This window comes from Qipengyuania profundimaris (assembly GCF_030717945.1).
GTDB classification, from domain to species: Bacteria; Pseudomonadota; Alphaproteobacteria; order Sphingomonadales; family Sphingomonadaceae; genus Qipengyuania; species Qipengyuania profundimaris.
The window spans coordinates 869,702-887,006 of record NZ_JAVAIM010000001.1 but is presented as its reverse complement, the minus strand read 5'-3'; the positions used below and the strand labels follow the sequence as shown (position 1 = coordinate 887,006).

Annotated in this window: 15 protein-coding genes; 8 read left to right on the top strand and 7 right to left on the bottom strand. The window is 61.7% G+C overall.

All coding sequences use genetic code 11. From position 1 onward, the window contains the following. Positions 1-11: 11 nt before the first annotated feature. Positions 12-1,418, bottom strand: coding sequence for a sugar porter family MFS transporter (locus tag Q9K02_RS04415; RefSeq protein WP_422785443.1), 1,407 nt, complete (start codon positions 1,416-1,418; stop codon positions 12-14). A 125-nt stretch (positions 1,419-1,543) separates the two neighbouring features. Here Q9K02_RS04415 and Q9K02_RS04410 point away from each other — a divergent pair, with 125 nt between their 5' ends. After that, on the top strand, positions 1,544-3,118 hold the full coding sequence (locus Q9K02_RS04410; RefSeq protein ID WP_305931797.1) for an aldehyde dehydrogenase (NADP(+)): 1,575 nt from the start codon (positions 1,544-1,546) through the stop codon (positions 3,116-3,118). Positions 3,119-3,433: 315 nt separating this feature from the next. Further along, positions 3,434-4,342, top strand: coding sequence for a threonine/serine exporter family protein (locus Q9K02_RS04405; protein ID WP_305931796.1), 909 nt, complete (start codon positions 3,434-3,436; stop codon positions 4,340-4,342). A gap of 266 nt (positions 4,343-4,608) precedes the next feature. Here the strand turns inward: Q9K02_RS04405 and Q9K02_RS14545 are convergent, their stop codons facing one another. From Q9K02_RS14545 to Q9K02_RS04390, 4 genes are all read right to left on the bottom strand, one after another. Next, positions 4,609-4,833 carry a helix-turn-helix domain-containing protein gene (locus Q9K02_RS14545; RefSeq protein WP_422785406.1) on the bottom strand — a complete coding sequence of 75 codons (225 nt, stop codon included), beginning with the start codon at positions 4,831-4,833 and terminating at the stop codon, positions 4,609-4,611. 100 nt (positions 4,834-4,933) lie between these two features. Next, complete coding sequence (locus tag Q9K02_RS04400) at positions 4,934-6,121, bottom strand: tyrosine-type recombinase/integrase (RefSeq protein ID WP_305931795.1); 1,188 nt, start codon at positions 6,119-6,121, stop codon at positions 4,934-4,936. Between the two features lie 244 nt (positions 6,122-6,365). After that, positions 6,366-6,626 (bottom strand): hypothetical protein, encoded by a 261-nt coding sequence (locus tag Q9K02_RS04395; protein ID WP_305931794.1) that lies wholly within the window; start codon positions 6,624-6,626, stop codon positions 6,366-6,368. 52 nt (positions 6,627-6,678) lie between these two features. Continuing rightward, complete coding sequence (locus Q9K02_RS04390; RefSeq protein ID WP_305931793.1) at positions 6,679-7,302, bottom strand: TetR/AcrR family transcriptional regulator; 624 nt, start codon at positions 7,300-7,302, stop codon at positions 6,679-6,681. A 123-nt stretch (positions 7,303-7,425) separates the two neighbouring features. Between Q9K02_RS04390 and Q9K02_RS04385 the strand changes: the two genes are divergently transcribed. Further along, positions 7,426-9,747 carry a TonB-dependent receptor gene (locus Q9K02_RS04385; protein WP_305931792.1) on the top strand — a complete coding sequence of 774 codons (2,322 nt, stop codon included), beginning with the start codon at positions 7,426-7,428 and terminating at the stop codon, positions 9,745-9,747. A gap of 48 nt (positions 9,748-9,795) precedes the next feature. Here the strand turns inward: Q9K02_RS04385 and Q9K02_RS04380 are convergent, their stop codons facing one another. Next, the gene (locus Q9K02_RS04380) at positions 9,796-11,097 is read right to left on the bottom strand and encodes a sulfotransferase family protein (protein ID WP_305931791.1); all 1,302 of its coding nucleotides are present in this window, start codon (positions 11,095-11,097) and stop codon (positions 9,796-9,798) included. Between the two features lie 137 nt (positions 11,098-11,234). On the opposite strand from Q9K02_RS04380, the gene serS reads away from it, so the two are divergent. From serS to Q9K02_RS04360, 4 genes are read left to right on the top strand one after another with little or no spacing between them, the layout of a single operon-like run. Next, entirely contained in the window at positions 11,235-12,644 is a 1,410-nt protein-coding gene (gene serS / locus Q9K02_RS04375; RefSeq protein ID WP_305931790.1) for a serine--tRNA ligase, read from the top strand. After that, positions 12,644-13,408: a 5'/3'-nucleotidase SurE gene (gene surE, locus Q9K02_RS04370; RefSeq protein WP_278327542.1), complete on the top strand. Its 765-nt coding sequence runs from the start codon at positions 12,644-12,646 to the stop codon at positions 13,406-13,408. Before serS ends, surE begins: the two co-directional genes overlap by 1 nt. Further along, a complete protein-coding gene (locus Q9K02_RS04365) occupies positions 13,405-14,184 on the top strand; it encodes a M23 family metallopeptidase (protein ID WP_305931789.1) in 780 nt (259 codons plus the stop codon). Before surE ends, Q9K02_RS04365 begins: the two co-directional genes overlap by 4 nt. Continuing rightward, complete coding sequence (locus Q9K02_RS04360; RefSeq protein WP_305931788.1) at positions 14,181-15,320, top strand: potassium channel family protein; 1,140 nt, start codon at positions 14,181-14,183, stop codon at positions 15,318-15,320. Before Q9K02_RS04365 ends, Q9K02_RS04360 begins: the two co-directional genes overlap by 4 nt. On the opposite strand, the gene Q9K02_RS04355 is transcribed toward Q9K02_RS04360, so the two are convergent. Further along, the gene (locus Q9K02_RS04355) at positions 15,312-15,677 is read right to left on the bottom strand and encodes a DUF1761 domain-containing protein (protein WP_305931787.1); all 366 of its coding nucleotides are present in this window, start codon (positions 15,675-15,677) and stop codon (positions 15,312-15,314) included. The genes Q9K02_RS04360 and Q9K02_RS04355 overlap by 9 nt on opposite strands. Positions 15,678-15,742: 65 nt before the next feature. On the opposite strand from Q9K02_RS04355, the gene rimO reads away from it, so the two are divergent. Continuing rightward, positions 15,743-17,116 carry a 30S ribosomal protein S12 methylthiotransferase RimO gene (rimO, locus tag Q9K02_RS04350; protein ID WP_305931786.1) on the top strand — a complete coding sequence of 458 codons (1,374 nt, stop codon included), beginning with the start codon at positions 15,743-15,745 and terminating at the stop codon, positions 17,114-17,116. The last annotated feature ends 189 nt before the right edge of the window (positions 17,117-17,305 follow it).

Sequence of the window (17,305 nt, the reverse complement as noted above, 5' to 3'; positions counted from 1 at the left end):
ACGGACAGGGCCTAACCCTGCATTTCCTCGAGCTCCAGCCCCTTGGTTTCGCGGACCATCACCCAGACGAACACGATCGAAATGGCAGCACTGATCGCATAGAAACCATAGGCCCCCGAAAGGCCGATACCGGCCAGCATAATCGGAAAGGTCATCGTGATACCGAAGTTTGCGATCCACTGCGCAAATCCGCTCACCGCCAAGCCGGACCCGCGGATCTGGTTGGGGAACATCTCGCCCAGCATGACCCACATGACCGGGCCCCAGCTGAAGTTGAAGAACGCCACATATACATTCGCAGCAATTAGCGCCGCGAGGCCGGCATTGTCTGACAGCTCAAGCGTTCCTTCGACAAGCGAGCCGCTCATGAACGCGATGGCCATGATCCCCAGCGTGATCGCCATGCCTATCGAGCCGATCAGCAGCAGCGGCTTGCGCCCCAGCCGGTCGATCAGGGCGATGGCAAGGATAACCGAGCCGATCGAGATCGAACCGCTCAGGATGTTGATCTTGAGTGCATCGGATTCGCTGAAGCCGACCGCCTGCCACAGAACCGCGCCATAATAGAAGACGACGTTGATGCCGACGAGCTGCTGGAAAACGGCCAGCCCGATGCCCACCCAGACGATCGTGCGGATCTTCCCGCTCGTCTTGTCGACGAGGTCGGACAGGCGCGGAGCATGATCGTTGGAAATCGAGGTCTCGATCTCGCTGACCTTGCGGGCCGCGACATTGCCGCCGAACAGGCGCTCGAGCACGGTACGTGCCTGGCCGCCTTCGCCTCGCGTAACGAGATAGCGCGGGCTTTCGGGGATGAAGAGCAGAGCAACGAGGAAGATGATCGCCGGGATCAGCTCCATCCAGAACATCCAGCGCCACGCCTCGAAGCCCATCCAGAACGCCTCGGTCGAGGAACCGGCGTATTCGGCGAGCAGATAGTTCGACAAAAACGCCGCCGTCAGGCCGACGATGATCATCACTTGTTGCAAGCTGGAAAGCCGACCGCGAAGATGCGCCGGAGTGACCTCGCTTATGTAGGCAGGCGCCAAAACGCTCGCTGCGCCGACCGCGAAACCGCCGATGATGCGATAGATCACGAATTCGGTCGAGGAACCGGCAATCCCGGACCCATACGCGCTGATGACGAAAAAGGCCGCCGCGATCAGCAGTGTCCGTCGGCGACCCAGAATGTCCGACAGACGTCCCGCGACGAATGCACCGACCGCGCAGCCGAGCAGCATGGAGGCGACATTGAAGCCGGTTCCGACATCGTCCGAATCGAAAGCGATCCGCAAGCCGTCCACCGTCCCGTTGATGACGCCGCTATCGAAACCGAACAGGAAACCGCCCAGTGTGGCAACGGCCACGATCGCGGTGATCAGCGCCATATTGGCGCCGGAATGCGCATTGTCCAAAATTCTCTCCCCTCGTCGTGCTGTTGCACAATCGTCCAGTTATGGTAGCGCTACCTTTCACCGAAATTCGCGGCTTGGCAAGCTGCGTTTTCAGATCATGCAAAGAATGTAATTTTGGAGAAATCGGGATGCTGACAGGCAAGAATTTAGTCGCGGGCGAATGGCGGAACGGTGACGGGACCTTCACGGCCGTCGACGCCGCTAGCGGCGATGCGCTCGGCCCCGACTTCGCCGAGGCTACGAAGCAGGACGTCGCCGATGCCTGCGCCGCGGCCGCCGAAGCCCAGAAGGTGTTCGGCGCGCTGCCCTTGGCGGAACGCGCAAAATTCCTTCGCCTCGCCGCCGACAAGATCGATGCGCTCGGAGATGATCTCACCCGGCGGGCTATGGCGGAAAGCGGCCTGCCCGAGGCGCGCCTGACCGGGGAACGCGGCCGGACCGTCGGCCAACTGCGGCTGTTCGCAGAAGAGGTTGAGGACGGTGGGTGGCAAGACCTGCGCATCGATCATGCCGACCCCAGCCGTACTCCGCCCAAGCCGGACCTCAGGATGCGCAAGATACCGGTCGGCCCCGTTGCCGTGTTTGGCGCGAGCAATTTCCCGCTCGCCTTTTCGGTCGCGGGGGGCGACACCGCATCGGCGTTTGCCGCCGGGTGCTGCGTGGTCGTCAAGGGGCACCCTGCTCATCCGGGCACGTCGGAACTGGTGGCGGGCGCGATTGCGGAGGCGGTCAGCGAGTGCGGCCTTCCTGCAGGCACTTTCTCGGTTCTGAGTGGCACGGACTATGCGCTTGGCGAAGCATTGGTGAGCGACCCGCGGATCGCTGCAGTCGGTTTCACGGGCTCGCGCGCGGGTGGGCTGGCCCTGATGAAGCGCGCTGCGGAGCGAGAAGTGCCAATCCCGGTCTACGCCGAAATGAGCAGCATCAATCCTGTGGTTCTGATGCCCGGCAAACTGGAGCAATCTGCAGAAGAACTCGCATCGGCCTATGTCGGCTCGCTTTCGCTGGGAGCAGGCCAGTTCTGCACCAACCCGGGTATCCTATTGACGGTTGAGAGCGAAGCGACCAGCCGCTTCCTCGTTGCCGTAAAGGACGCGCTTGGAGCGGTTCCTGCGCAGACCATGCTTACCAGCGGCATCAGCGACGCCTACCGCAGCGGGATCGAGACGCTGGGCGGGCTGTCGGGCGCTGAGCTGGTAGGCGTGGGCGAAGAGGGCTCATCGGCCTGCGGACGCGCGCATGTTTACACTGCGACGGGTTCCGACTTCCTAGCGGACCCTGCCTTCGAGCAGGAGATTTTTGGCCCCAGTTCGATCGTGGTGCGCTGCAAGGACCTCCGCGAGGTTGCACAGGTTCTCGACGAACTCGAGGGCCAGCTCACCACAACGCTGCATATGATCGAAGCAGACTACGACGATGCGGCGAAGCTCCTGCCCATCCTCGAACAACGCGCCGGCCGGATTATCGCCAATGCTTGGCCAACCGGTGTCGACGTAACCCACGCCATGGTCCATGGCGGTCCATTCCCAGCCACTTCCGACGGACGCAGCACTTCTGTCGGAACGCTTGCCATAGGACGGTTCCTGCGACCGGTTTCGTACCAGGATCTACCATCAGTGCTCCTGCCTCAGCGTTTAAGAGATGATGCGCGACCTAAACTTTCCCGCATCAATGGTGAGTGGAGGGCGCTCTCCGATACGTAATGCTAAGGATAGCCCTGCGAATCTCCTGCATCGCGCAGCTGCTGCGAATAGGCGCGTGCCAATAGCGACATCTTTGGGGCAGAGCGTCCGTTTGCGAATCCATCAGTTGAAAAGCTGACAGTCTGCAAGCGGCCCGATTGCGGACGTTCCTGGACTGGCATCTCCGTTCGCAAAGCTGCCGTTCGGATTTGGATCAAGAAAGCTCCCGTTAAGCGGATAGAGTGGCATCCTGCTGACAACTTTTTGGTATCCTGCCCCTACTTGAGAAACCGGGAGGGAACCGCTTTGCGGAAAACCATCGTCGTCATTTGCAGCATGATTATCGCTGCCGGGTTGGTTGCTGCTGCGATTTCGCTCTTCATGGGTGGAATACGTCTGTTCCCGCTTACCTTCGCGGTCGTAGCAGTATTGGCATTTGTCTTGGGCTTACCTCTGTACTTGGCAGCGCGCTCCGCCAGTAAGGTTAAGTTGATGACGGCGGCGCTCGCCGGGTTCGTTGTAGGTGCGGCCATTCCTGCTTTTCTGGTGCTGACTGGACCAGCAGCGGATAATGCTTCCATTGGCGGCACCGCGACAGTGGTTGGCGGTACTTACACAGGCGCTGGACGGCTCAATAATCTCGGAATGGTCCTCGCCTTTGGCGCCGCCGGTGCGATAGGTGGCGCAGTGTTCTGGGCACTTGTTCGTGGTCGAGGCGATCCTGAGGAAGTCGGCAACGTCCGCATGGCCGTCCTAGTGTGCGCTGCTGCCTGCGTACTTGTGGCAGCATTCACCACGACCAGCCTCACCATGGATAGAAGTTGCCACAACCCGCTCAGAAATGGCGGCACCTCGATCAGCCCAAATGCTGGCTTCACCCTTCTCGCCGGGAAGGATCAGTGGCCCAGGGTCGAAGCGCTCCTCGAGGAGTTTCAGCGCTCGAACGACTGGGCAATCCAAAGTGATGTCAGGCTAGGCGATGACTTCCCTTGGTTCCAAGTCAGCGTATGCGAGGAACCGGGCACTCAGATATTCGCCCACGGCCTTCTCGATTTCGGGGGCCGTGATGAAGTCCGCTTCGATGCGTTTACATTTGCGAATGGGGCCGAGTGGGAGGAAGCTCTCCGCTCGATCCGCGACGCGGTAAAGTCGCAGCAGCTTGGCGAGCTGGAATACAAGCACGGTGAGGAATGGTCGAACGACCCGCCAGGATGGCTGGATTCCAGCGACGAACCGTCCGAGTGAACCGGTACTCCCCGCGGCGACCTCGACTGAGTAGCAATGTCCGTTTCTCTGACTTTGCCTGCAAAACCAGACGGTCCGCCTTGCACCCATAACCCGGCATTCGCATGCTCATGACCAAGACAAAGCCGCCAGTCCGCTTTCAGGTATTTTTAGAGAGCGTCTGTACGTCCAAAATTGGGGCGCATTGCTGACGGGAAAATTGGCAATAACCAGCCTAGTTACGCGGATACCAGCACACCCTATGCTGCCTATAGCCGCTTCAAGGTTCACTCAGGGTTCGTCGATGGAAGTCCCTTCAAGAACGTTTCAAGGTCTCCAGCCAAGATCAACCTTCGTCGGCCACGTTTTTTTGCAGGCAGTTCACCGGTAATTATAGCCTCATATATAGTTGAGCGGGAGAGAGCGGTAATCTCGGCCACTTCGGCAACACTGAACGCAAAGGCCGGTAGCCTCTTGCCTCTGGGAGTTTCCGCGGCGGAATAGTCTGACATTGATAAGCTCCGTTCTATTTGGCTTATCTCCATTATAGAATGGTCGAGGGCAGTTCCGGCGCCGTTTTGAAAAAATTTTCTTAGTTGGGCTTGGGACGAGCTAGAAAACCAATCCATCTAGTGCATCCTCGGCAACTTTTCTGATGAGGTGTGCATAGTGCTTCTCGATCACCGTAACGCTTGTTCCTGAAATCTGAGCTATGATCATGAGTGGCACTCCAGCGATCACTAGATCAGTTATCGCGGAATGCCGCAGGGTATAGGCGGTTATCTCCTCGGAAAGATCGACAATCGAGGCTGCATTCTTGATTGGGTGCTTCCATTTGTCCTTGGTCCATCGTGCCCCGTCACTTCGCGTGAAAATCGCTTCGTCGGCTCGCTTTCCTTCGACCTGTTCTGCCAGATAGTCCGAAATGCTAGGGGGGACCGTGATTTGGCGCTTGGGCTTTGCTTTGTCCTTAAGAACCATCAGGGTGCGGGTACGTGGCTCAAAATCGCCAGTATTGAGACTAGCAACAGCACCCGGTCTAAGAGGCAGAACGCACATCGCTTTAAAGAACCTGCCAGCGTCTTCGGGCATCGCGTTTATCAACAGCTCTCGCTCATCACGGTTGAGGTAAGTTGTGCGTCGTGAGTCCGCCCCTTGAATGGGTCGGAGGGCTTCTTGCCACGCTGCGTCTGAGTTTGGTCGGCCATGTGGCAGCACACGATTTAGCGCAGCTCGAACGGGCACCATATCTCGGTTGATGGTACTCGGCGCGCGGACCTTTGTTACTGCTGGACCCTTCTTGCTTCTGCTCAGCAGGGCCGGAGCAGCTTCTAAACGCGCCCTCCACGCTTCTAAGTGGTGGCGTCGCAGCTTGTCTAATTTTTGGCTAGAAATAGGATCATCATACACATGACGCCGGAACACTCCCGCGGCAATCGTCCCAGGTTTGACCTTTAGGTAGGCCTCACATGCATCCTTTACGGTAACGATATCAGAAGGCAGGGCACCGCCACAGTCCACCTCAGCCGCCCACGCTTCGGCATCCTTTTTTGCAGCTGCGAAAACCTCATTTCGCGCCGATGCTGGATAGGAACCCAAGGCCTTGCGAACGTATTTCCGCTTCTCCGGCTCGTAGACACGGACAAGCCAATTGCCGGCTCCTCCCGCCATAGCTGGCCGGTAGCCCAAGAAACAACCCGGCCTTAGGCGTTGCCAATGGGGTTCATCGCCCTTGCGAGGTCGCAAGGCTTCGCGATGTCCAAGCTTACTTAGATCGGTCATCTGGGTCGCACCGTCCATGAAATTTCCATGAAAAACTAGGTGGACGCCAGTGGACACGCCGTCAATTTAATTATGATAATTCAGTGATTTGGAATTTCCATGAAAGTCCATATGGTCCAAAAACCACCCTTCACACGGGTGGGGTCGCAAGTTCAATCCTTGCCGCGCCCACCACCGTTCCTCGAAGCCCCACCACCGTTCCTCGAAGCAGGCACAAAAAAGCCGCCCGGTGAGGCGGCTTTTTCGTTATCTGCCGATGCGGTTATGCAGCCTTCGTCGTCGTAGTCGCGGAAGGTGCGGTCGACGGGGCGGGCGGTGTCTGCCGATCTTCCGCATCCTTCTTGTCCATGAACTTTTTGGCGACATAGCCGCCTGCGCCCAGCGCAAGCATCGCGGGCAGGCTCATACGGCGAAGCATGGTGGTTGCCACCACACCCAGTGCCGCACCCGTCGCGCCACCGACGCCCTTGGTCTGCTTGGCGATCCTGTCGCCTACGAATGCTCCGATTACCTTGCCGATCATATGAATTCTCCTTTGCCCTCTCAACGGGCGAAAGGCGCGCGCGTTCCGACGCTTAATCGCTGTCCGGACCTGCGATACCAATGCGGAGCAGGCGGTTTGCAGCCGCGGCTACGGTGGCTGCATCCGGATCGCCATCCTTCGCCCAGATCGCATAGCGCAAACCGAGAAACACGTTGATCCCCATCACTGCCCAAGCTTCCGGCTCGCCCAAATCTGCGCGGAGGTCTTCCGACCCGCCACCAGCCTTGAGCCGCTGCTCGATACGATCTGCGATCCGCTCGTAATGTGCCCGATAGCTATCGGGATCGACGAACTCGGCCTCGTCGATGATGCGGTAGACTTCCTTGTGCTCGGCAGCGAATTCCAGAAAGGCCAGCAAGGCCGCTTGCTCCACGGCGAGCGGGTCCATGTCCGGCTTGATCGCGTCGCGCGCTGCGGCCCCGACTGCCTCGCTCATGTCGCCGACGAGAGCACGGAAGATCGCGTCCTTGCTATCGTAATAGGTGTAGAAGGTCCCCAAGGCCACACCCGCGCGCTTGGTGATCCCGCTGATTGACGCTTCGTGAAAGCCGCTCTCGGCAAATTCGGCCGCAGCGGCATCGAGCAGTTTGCGCAAGGTCTTGCGCCCGCGCTCGGTCCGCGGGACGCGATCGGCCGTGTCCGTAAGTTGCTGCATTCACCGCCCCTTCCGCCGACGTTTTAAGCGCGACCGGCATCGACTGCAAGATCGAACTTGAAAGGTGGTTCAGGTTTCAGTATCGAAGGCGTAACGAGAAAACATCTGTGGGAGGATTACATTATGCGTGGCACCAGGCTTTCGATGTGCGCCCTACTTGCCGGAGTGGCGACGGCCACATTGGTGGCGACACCCGCCGTCGCTCAGGAAATAGACGATGAAGTTATGCTCGATAACGATCAGGGGGCGATAGATAATGTGATCGTCGTTACGGCGCGTCGCCGGGCGGAGCGTATTACCGACGTTCCGCTGGCCGTCACTGCTATCTCCGGCGAAGAACTGGAAAAGCGTGGCACGCAGGACCTCACCCAGATTGCGCAGGAAGTGCCCAACGTGACGCTGGAAGTCAGCCGCGGCACCAACACCACGCTCAGCGCTTTCGTGCGCGGCGTCGGTCAGCAGGATCCGGTCGCCGGCTTCGAGGCGGGTGTCGGCCTTTATGTGGACGACGTTTATATCAACCGCCCGCAGGCTGCCGTGCTGGATGTGTACGATGTGGCTCAAATCGAAGTGCTGCGCGGTCCGCAAGGCACTCTTTACGGCCGCAATACCATCGGCGGCGCGATCAAATATGTGACCGCCCGGCTGCCCGACGAAACGCAGGTCAAGGTGCACGGAACGCTGGGCAATTACGATCAGGCGGACCTGATCGTATCGGCTTCCACGCCGATCAGCGACACGCTGAAGATCGGCGCCAGCGGCGCACGCCTTTCGCGCGGGGGCTTCGGCGATAACCTCGTCCAGGACGGCGTCGAGAACTACAACAAGGACGTCTGGGCCGCCCGCGGCACGCTCGAGTTCGACAACGGTCCGCTCTTCATCCGCTTGTCCGGCGACTATGTGAAAGACAATTCCGATCCGCGTCAGGGCGCCCGCTTGCTCGTCGGCCAATTCAGCGGCGCACCGATCCTCGACAGCGTCTACGACACGCGGGCCGGACTCGACGTGATCGAACAGGAGGTCGAAGCCTACGGCGGCGGCCTGACCATCGCCTATGAAGTCAGCGACACGATCACGCTGAAATCGATCACAGGGTACCGCGAGGACAAGTCGACCACGCCGATCGATTTCGATAGCCTTCCCGCCGCCGACCTCGACGTTCCGGCGATTTACGAGAACGACCAGTTCAGTCAGGAACTGCAGCTGCTCTATGAAAGCGACCGCCTGAACGGCGTGCTTGGCGCCTATTATCTCGATGCCAACGCCTTTACCGCGTTCGACGTGGCGCTGTTCACCACTGGTGCGCTGGTCGGCCTGCCCGGCCTGAACGCACAGACCCTGGGCGACGTCGGCACGGAGACGTGGTCGATCTTCGGCGATTTCACCTACGATATCACCGACCAGTTGAGCCTGTCGCTCGGCGGACGCTACACATGGGACAAACGGACCAGTCGCATCCTGCGCACGACCTTCATCGGCGGTTATTCGGACCTTTTCCCGCCGTCCGATGCCATCCCCATCGCCGTGACGAGCGATTTCACCGGCAGCGAGACGTTCAAGGAATTTACCCCGCGCGCCTCGATCGCTTACAAGCCGAGCTACAACCACACGGTCTATTTCACCTATTCCAAAGGCTTCAAGGGCGGCGGTTTCGACCCGCGCGGCCAGACCTCGCTGGCGCCGGACATCGACCAGGACGGCGATGTCGATTACGATGATCAGTTCGAGTTCCTCCGCTTCGCACCGGAGAAGGTCGATAGCTACGAGCTCGGCTGGAAGGCTAATCTGCTCGAAGACCGGCTGTTTCTCGCGCTCGCCATTTTCAAGGGCGACTACACCAATATCCAGATCCCGGGCTCGGTCGGTGTCGATACCGATGGCGACGGCGTCAGCGACACCTTCGTCGGCGTGACTTCCAACGCGGGCGATGCCGATGTCAACGGCATCGAATTCGAAGGCAGCGCGCTGGTCGGGCGGGACTTCGCCGGTGCTGGCAGCCGGTTGAACTTCAACTGGGCTGTCGGCTATCTCGACGCCGAGTACAACACCTTCATCGACCCGTTCGGCAACGATGTGGCAGACCAGCGGGTGTTCCAGAACACACCCGACTTCACCGCCAATGCCAGCTTCGACCTCGGCCTGCCCGTCGCCAGCGGCATCGTCGATTTCATCGGCACGGTTTCGATGCGCGGCGATTCCAGCCAGTTCGAACTGCCCGGCCCGCTCGATCAGGATGCCTACGCGCTGGTGGATGCGAGCATCGTCTACACCGCCGACAGCGATCGCTGGTCGATCGGCGTCCACGGCAAGAACCTGTTCGACAAACGGTATATCGTTGCCGGCTACGACTTCGTGACCGGATCGGTGCTGGGGCTGGAGGGCAACCTCACCGGCTTCTACGGTGATCCGCGCCGGGTTTTCGTGACAGGCGAGTTCAAGTTCTAACGATAACTCAGGATTGAACGAGAGGGCCGGCTTGTACGCCGGCCCTTTCTATTTCCACATCCGGCGACGCGTTTCGCTCGCCTCACGATCCGTCGCGACACCGTAGGTCGAAACGTAATCTGCGAAACGCTCGCGCACCTGCCCTTCGCTCAGGCCGAACTCCTCCAGGCTGTAGCGGTGCGGATGGCGCTTGAGCTTGGCCGAGCGGTCGAGAAAGCCCTGCATGGGCTCCAACGCGGGTTCGATATCGAATTCGAGGAAGCGGTAGACCCGCTCCATCGTGCCTCGCCAGTCGGTTTCCATGTCGTCGTAATGCACGTCGATCATGCGCTCGGGCGGGATGGCATCGCGTGCCGCACGCATCCTGGCGATCATCTCGGCCGTTTTGTCGAGCCATGTCTGGCCCATGCGATCGGGGTCGACATGGTCGGAATAGATGATCGTCTGGTTCCACGCAAGCGAGGCGGCGCTGCCAACCACCTGCTTGGGGTCGCGGTGCGTGAAAATCAGCCGCGCGTCGGGGAAGACCTCGAGCAGCGCGGGCAGGTCCAGCATATGCTGCGGCGTCTTGAGGATCCACGGCCTGAGGCTGCTTTCCTGCTGGCTCCAGCCGATCAGGCGCAGCAGGTCCGCCATGTAGCGATAGGCGGGGACGGCGCTCTCTTGTGCGCACCAGGCGGAATAACTCGGCACCTGCCACTGTGCATCGTGCTTCATGCCCCACATGCTTGCGACCAGCAGGCCGAGCTCTTCTTCCGGCTCGTAGGGGCCCGTCGGGTGGATCGAGAGCGTGCGCGGATTGGCGAGGCGTGCGACCTTCATGATCCGCGCGGCGAGTTTCGGACGGAAATCCTCCTTCTCGCCCGCCAGCACGTCCTCGAAGCCGGGCCGCGGGACCGGGCTGATCGTCTCGAAACTGCGCATGTGCGCAAAACGTTTGTCGCTCGCGAGCAGGCGATGGAGCCGTGTGGTGCCCGACCGCATGGGGCCGACGATGACCACCGGATTGCGGATCGGGCGAGCGAGGATTTCCAGGTGCTGCTTGAACCACATCTGCGCATAGAGGCGGCTTTCCAGGACGTACTGGAACTGCTGCATGGCGGAAAAGTCGCCCGCTGCGTTGAGCCGCGCCTCGCGCTTCACGCTGTCGAGCAGCACCTCGAACGGCTTTTCGAACCACGGATCGCCGAAATCGTCGAGGCCGGTCTTTTCGGCGGCCTGTTCGAGCAGGAAGTCCTTCTCCAGCCGCGCAGGCGCAACGGCACCGATCTTCCGCCCTGCGCGGACGACCTTGTCGGCAATATCGATAAAGCGTGTGCGCCGTGGCGGCTCGATTGGCTGGCGTTGCAAGTCTCTTATGCCTTTCAAGCTGTTCCGGTCGTCCCTGAACGTGCAGGGCCTAAAGATGTGCCTGTGAAAGCTCAAGCGATGGCTCTATTCCCTATCCCTCTGGCCAAGCGCGCGGCGACAAGGCATACGCCCGCCCCATGCACGATATCGCTTTCATCCGCGCCAATCCCGAGAGTTTCGACGCCGCGATGCGCAAGCGCGGAGCCGAGCCGGCGGCCGACCGGATCGTGACGCTCGACGCCAAGAAACGCGAGGCCACGACCAAGGTCCAGCAGGCTCAGAGCCGCCGCAACGAAGCCTCCAAGGCGATCGGCCAGGCCATGGGCCAGGGCGACAAGGACAAGGCCGAAGCGCTGAAAGCCGAAGTGGCCGAGATCAAGGCCTCGATGCCCGAATGGGACAAGGCCGAGCGGACTGCGGGCGAAGAGCTTGACCACCTGCTCGCGACCCTGCCTAACATCCCCGCCGACGATGTGCCCGAAGGCGCGGACGAGGACGACAATGTCGAAGTTCACCAGTGGGGCGAGAAGCGCGCATTCGATTTCGAGCCGAAGGAACACGCCGACCTCGGCCCGGCGCTCGGCATGGAGTTCGAGACCGGCGCGAAGCTCTCCGGCGCGCGCTTCACATTCCTGCGCGGAGACATCGCCCGCCTGCACCGCGCACTGGCGCAATTCATGCTCGACCGCCAGACGCGCGAGAACGGCTACACCGAATGCAACCCGCCGGTACTGGTGAGCGACGACGCGATGTACGGTACGGACAAGCTGCCGAAGTTCGCCGAGGATAGCTTCTTTGCGGCAGACATGAGCACTCGAGAGAAATTGTTTTGGCAGGCGATGCCAGACGACTTCGAGCAGCAAATGGCAAACACCAAAGAGGGCGACTTCCGTACAAAACTCGGCGAAATGCTAGATGTTGCTGACACCGCTGAACAGTTTTGGCTTGTTCCGACCTCCGAAGTTCCGCTCACCTTTTCGGTTGCAGGCGACATCTTGCCGGACCTCGCCGAACCGATGCGCCTCACCGCTCATACGCTGTGCTTCCGCTCCGAAGCCGGGTCTGCCGGCCGCGACACCCGTGGCTTCATTCGCCAGCACCAGTTCGAGAAGGTCGAGCTGGTCAGCATCTGCCGTCCGGAGGACAGCGAGACCGAGCATGAGCGCATGACGAAATGTGCCGAAGGCGTGCTGGAAGCCCTTAACCTGCCCTATCGCCGCATGCTGCTGTGCACAGGGGACATGGGTTTCGGCGCGCGCAAGACGTTCGACCTCGAAGTCTGGCTGCCCGGGCAAAGCGCATGGCGCGAGATTTCCTCCTGCTCCAACACCGGCGATTTCCAGGCGCGGCGGATGAATGCCCGCTATCGCCCCGAAGGCGAGAAGAAGACGCAATTCGTCCACACGCTCAATGGCTCCGGCCTCGCGGTCGGCCGCACGCTGGTGGCGGTGATGGAGAACTACCAGAACGCCGACGGCAGCGTGGATGTGCCGGAGGCGCTGCACAGCTATATGGGCGGGGTTACCAAGCTGGAGCCTAAGAACTGATGCGCATCCTCCTCACTAATGACGACGGCATTCGTGCTAAGGGCCTCGAGGTGCTGGAGGGCATCGCGCGGCAGTTCAGCGACGACATCTGGATTTGCGCGCCGGACGAGGAGCAGTCCGGCATGGGCCATGCCCTCACTCTCACGCGCCCGGTACGGCTACGCCAGCATGACGAGCGCCGCTTCTCGGTGACCGGCACACCGACGGACTCGGTCACTATGGGCCTGCGCAAGGCGATGGACGGCCCGCCTGACGTAATCCTTTCCGGCGTGAACCGCGGCGCCAACCTGGCCGACGACATTACCTATTCCGGCACCGTCTCTGCCGCCATCGAAGGGGCGCTGGCAGGCGTGCGCTCGATTGCGTTGAGCCAGGTCTATTCGAAGGAAAACGCGGGCGACGATGTGCCCTTCGGCGCGGCAGTGGAATGGGGCGCGAAAGTGCTCGCGCCGCTGCTCGACACCCCTCTGCCCAAACGCACGCTGGTCAATGTGAATTTCCCGCCCCTTCCGCCAAGCAAGGTGAAGGGCATCCGCGTCGTGCGGCAGGGTTTCCACGATTATTCGCGCGGCACCGTGGTCGAGGGACGTGACCCGCGCGGTTTCAAGTATTACTGGTTCGGACTGGAAGCGATCGAGCATACGCTCGACCATGGAACGGATCTGGAGGCGATCGACGAAGGTTATGTGTCGGTGACACCGCTCCAGCTCGACCTCACGCACCATTCCTCGCTCGGTTCGCTGGCGGAGCGGTACGCGGGATGAAGCGCCTCGCCCTCGCGCTTGCGGCGTTCGTGCTGATGGCAGCGGGCAATCCCGCGACCGAGACCGAGCACACCGTGAAAAAGGGCGAGACGCTGAGCGCCATCGCCGAGCGCGCGCAGGTCCCGGCAACGGTGATCGCGGCGGCCAACGGGCTGGTCGAACCCTACGACGTTCGCGTCGGGCAGGTGCTCTCCATCCCGCGCCAGCGCAGCCACGTGGTAAGGCGCGGCGAAACCGGCTTCGCAATCGCGATCGATTACGGCGTGCCCTTCGACCTGATCGCCGTGGCGAATGGCCTGGAGCCGCCTTACAATATCCGGGTCGGCCAGAAACTGATTATTCCGGCCTTCTCTGCCCGCCCGATCCCGCCCACCCCCGTGAGCGACCGCCCGTTCTTCCGCGCTCCGCACGATGGCGCGGCACTGCTCGGCTTCCAGCGCACCGCCGACGGCAAGGGCCACGAAGGCATCGACTATGCGGTGAAGACCGGCGACATGGTCCGCGCCTCGGCCAGTGGCAAGGTCGTCTACGCGCAGGAAGACAGTGGCCGCTTCGGGCCGCTTGTTGTGCTCGATCACGGCAATGGCTGGCGCACCCGCTACGGCCATCTGGCGCGCGTCACCGTGAAGCTGGGCGACTTCGTGCAGGCGGGCGAGCGCATCGGCATCGCCGGCCAGGGCGGCGAGGCGACGCGGCCCGAGCTGCATTTCGACATCCTCAAAGACAATGTGCCCGTCGATCCGGCCCGGCTGATCGGCAGAAGAGGCGCGCAATGAGCCGCAAGGATCGCCAGGTCGACACGGTCGTCCCGCAGAAGGAACCCCAGCGCGTCTTTCGCGGCCCCCGGTTCCAGCCGCTGCGCCGCGCGGTCAAGATCCCCGTCTGGGGCGATCTCGGCATCCGTCTCGGCCTCGCCCTGTTTCTCATCTTTATCGTGGTAATGATCCACTGGTGGGACCGCGAGGGGTTGGTCGACAATCTCGACGGCGAGGTCAGCTTCCTCGATGTCATCTATTTCACCATGATCTCGATCACCACCACCGGCTTCGGCGATATCGCGCCGATCTCGGACCGGGCGCGACTGGTCGAGGCCGTCATCGTGACGCCGATCCGCTTTGCCGTGTTCTTCATCTTCGTCGGCACGGCGTATAATTTCATCATCAAGCGCAGCTGGGAGAAATGGCGCATGGCCCGCATCCAGGAACAGCTTTCGGACCACATCGTGGTGCTGGGCTATGGCATCTCCGGCTCAGAAGCGGTCGCCGAGCTGATCGAGCGCGGTGTCGACCCGACCTGCATCGTCGTGATCGACCCGAGCGAGGACCGCTTGGCAGACGCCGAAGCGCTCGGCTGCAATATCATGGCGGCAGACGCCACGCGCGATACCACGCTGAAAGCGGTGCGGATCAACCAAGCGCAGAACGTGCTGGTGTCCGCCGGGCGCGACGACACCACGATCCTCATCACGCTGACCGTGCGCGCGTTGGCACCGACTGTGCCGATCAGCGCCGTCGTGCGCGCCGACGACAATGAATCGCTGGCGCGGCAGGCCGGGGCAAACAACGTCATCAACCCGGTACGGTTCACCGGGCTGCTGCTCGCCGGCAGCGCCAAGGGCGAGCACATCGCCGATTACCTCGCCGACCTCGCTTCGGTTTCGGGCCGGGTCCAGCTGGTCGAGCGCGAGATCACCGAAGAGGAATGCGGCTGCGCTATCTCGGAGCTGCGCACCGGCGGGCGCGGCCTGCGCGTCTATCGCAACGGCAAGGCGCTGGGGTTTTGGGAGGACGAATGCCAGAACCTCCAGCCCGGCGACATCGTGGTCGAGATCGTCCCGACTCCGAATGGCACCACCAAGGGCGACGGCCACGACCATGAGGATCAGGTGCCCTACCCGGTCGGCTCAGACTAGCCAGAAAGTCGCGCCCATCGCCAGATAGGCGGCCAGCCAGTATCCCCAGTCGAACAGCGCTTTGCCGATCGGCTCTTCGCGCCTGACAGCGGTGATGAACAGGGCCGGGCCGATAAAAGTCAGCGCCAACCCGCCCGCCATCATGAAATAGAGCCAGGGTTTGGCCGCCAGCGTTGCCTCGCCCACCCGCGCGAACATGTGGCCGAGCATGGCCGCACTGACGAAAAGCAGCAGGGCGGCGACCGCGTGCAGCACCAGATTGCCGCGCGGCGTCGCGCGTTTGCCGTAGAAAGCGACGCCGAGCAAAGCTGCGACCAGCCACGCCAGCGCCACTGCGATCCAGTCTACCGGTCCCATGCAAGCCTCCTAGCGCCGCGGGTGCCATTCGTGTAGGGGGCCGCGAAATTCACGGACATCGGTACATGAGCACCTCCACCACCTCGATCCCCGACCAGAAGAAGGTCGGTATGGTTTCCCTCGGCTGCCCCAAGGCCCTGGTCGACAGCGAGCGTATCCTCACGCGCCTGCGCGCCGACGGTTACGCGATGAGCCCGGACTATGCCGGCGCGGATGTGGTGCTGGTGAACACCTGCGGTTTCCTCGACAGCGCCAAGGAAGAAAGCCTGCAGGCGATCGGCGAAGCGATTGCGGAGAACGGCCGCGTGATTGTGACCGGCTGCATGGGCGAGGAGGCCGACGCCATCCGCGCCGCGCATCCCAGCGTGCTCGCAGTGACCGGCGCGCACCAGTACGAGGCCGTGGTCGAGGCCGTCCACGAGCATGCGCCGCCAAGCCAGGGCCCGTATATCGACCTCATCCCGCAGCCGGACGTGAAACTAACGCCGCGGCATTATAGCTATCTGAAGATCTCCGAAGGCTGCAATCATTCCTGCGCCTTCTGCATTATCCCCGACCTGCGCGGAAAGCTGGCCAGCCGCCGGATCGATGCCGTGCTGCGCGAGGCGGAGAAGCTGGTCGCGGCGGGAACCAAGGAACTGCTAGTCATCAGCCAGGACACCAGCGCCTATGGCGTCGATACGCGGCACGAGAGCCGTAGCTGGAAGGGCCGCGAAGTGCGCGCGCACATGACCGACCTCGCGCGCGAACTCGGCCAGCTCGACATCGGCGGCGGCATGCCGCCCTGGGTGCGGCTGCACTATGTGTATCCCTACCCTCATGTCGACGCGGTCATCCCGCTGATGGCAGAGGGGTTGCTGACGCCCTATCTCGACATTCCCTTCCAGCACGCCAGCCCGAAGGTGCTGAAATCCATGAAGCGCCCGGCCAACGAAGCCAAGGTGCTCGAGCGCTTGAAAAGCTGGCGCGACATCTGTCCCGAAATCGCCATCCGCTCCAGCTTCGTCGTCGGCTTCCCGGGTGAGACCGAGGACGATTTCCGCTATCTGCTCGACTGGCTGGAAGAGGCGCAACTCGACCGCGTCGGCGCGTTCCGCTTCGAACCGGTGGAGGGCGCGCAGGCGAATGCCCTGCCCGATCCCGTACCTGAAGAGGTCAAGGAAGAACGCTTCGCCCGCGTCATGGAAGTGACTGAGCGGATCAGCGCTGCGAAGCTCGAGGCCAAAGTGGGCAAGACGATCCCGGTCATCATCGACGAGGTCGGGGCGCCGGACGAGGACGGCGATGTCGGGGCCACCGGTCGCAGCCAGGCGGATGCGCCCGAAATCGACGGTGCCGTCTATTTGCGAGATGCGTCGTCCGATCTGGTGCCCGGTGCCATCGTATCTGCCCTGATCGAAGACAGCGACGCGCACGATCTGTTCGGGACGATCGTATAAAATTTCTCGCGCACCGGCGCAGAGTAGACATTTACCAAATCGGGTAATTGCCGCTCGGAGCCCGCAACCCTGCAAGATCGTAGACTTTTTCCGACCGACACCATCCTTCGGCCCGGTTTGATAGCCCATCGGCTAGCGCAATTGCTAAGCGCGCTTTAACCACCCGATCCCGCGCAATTCGGCGCTGGA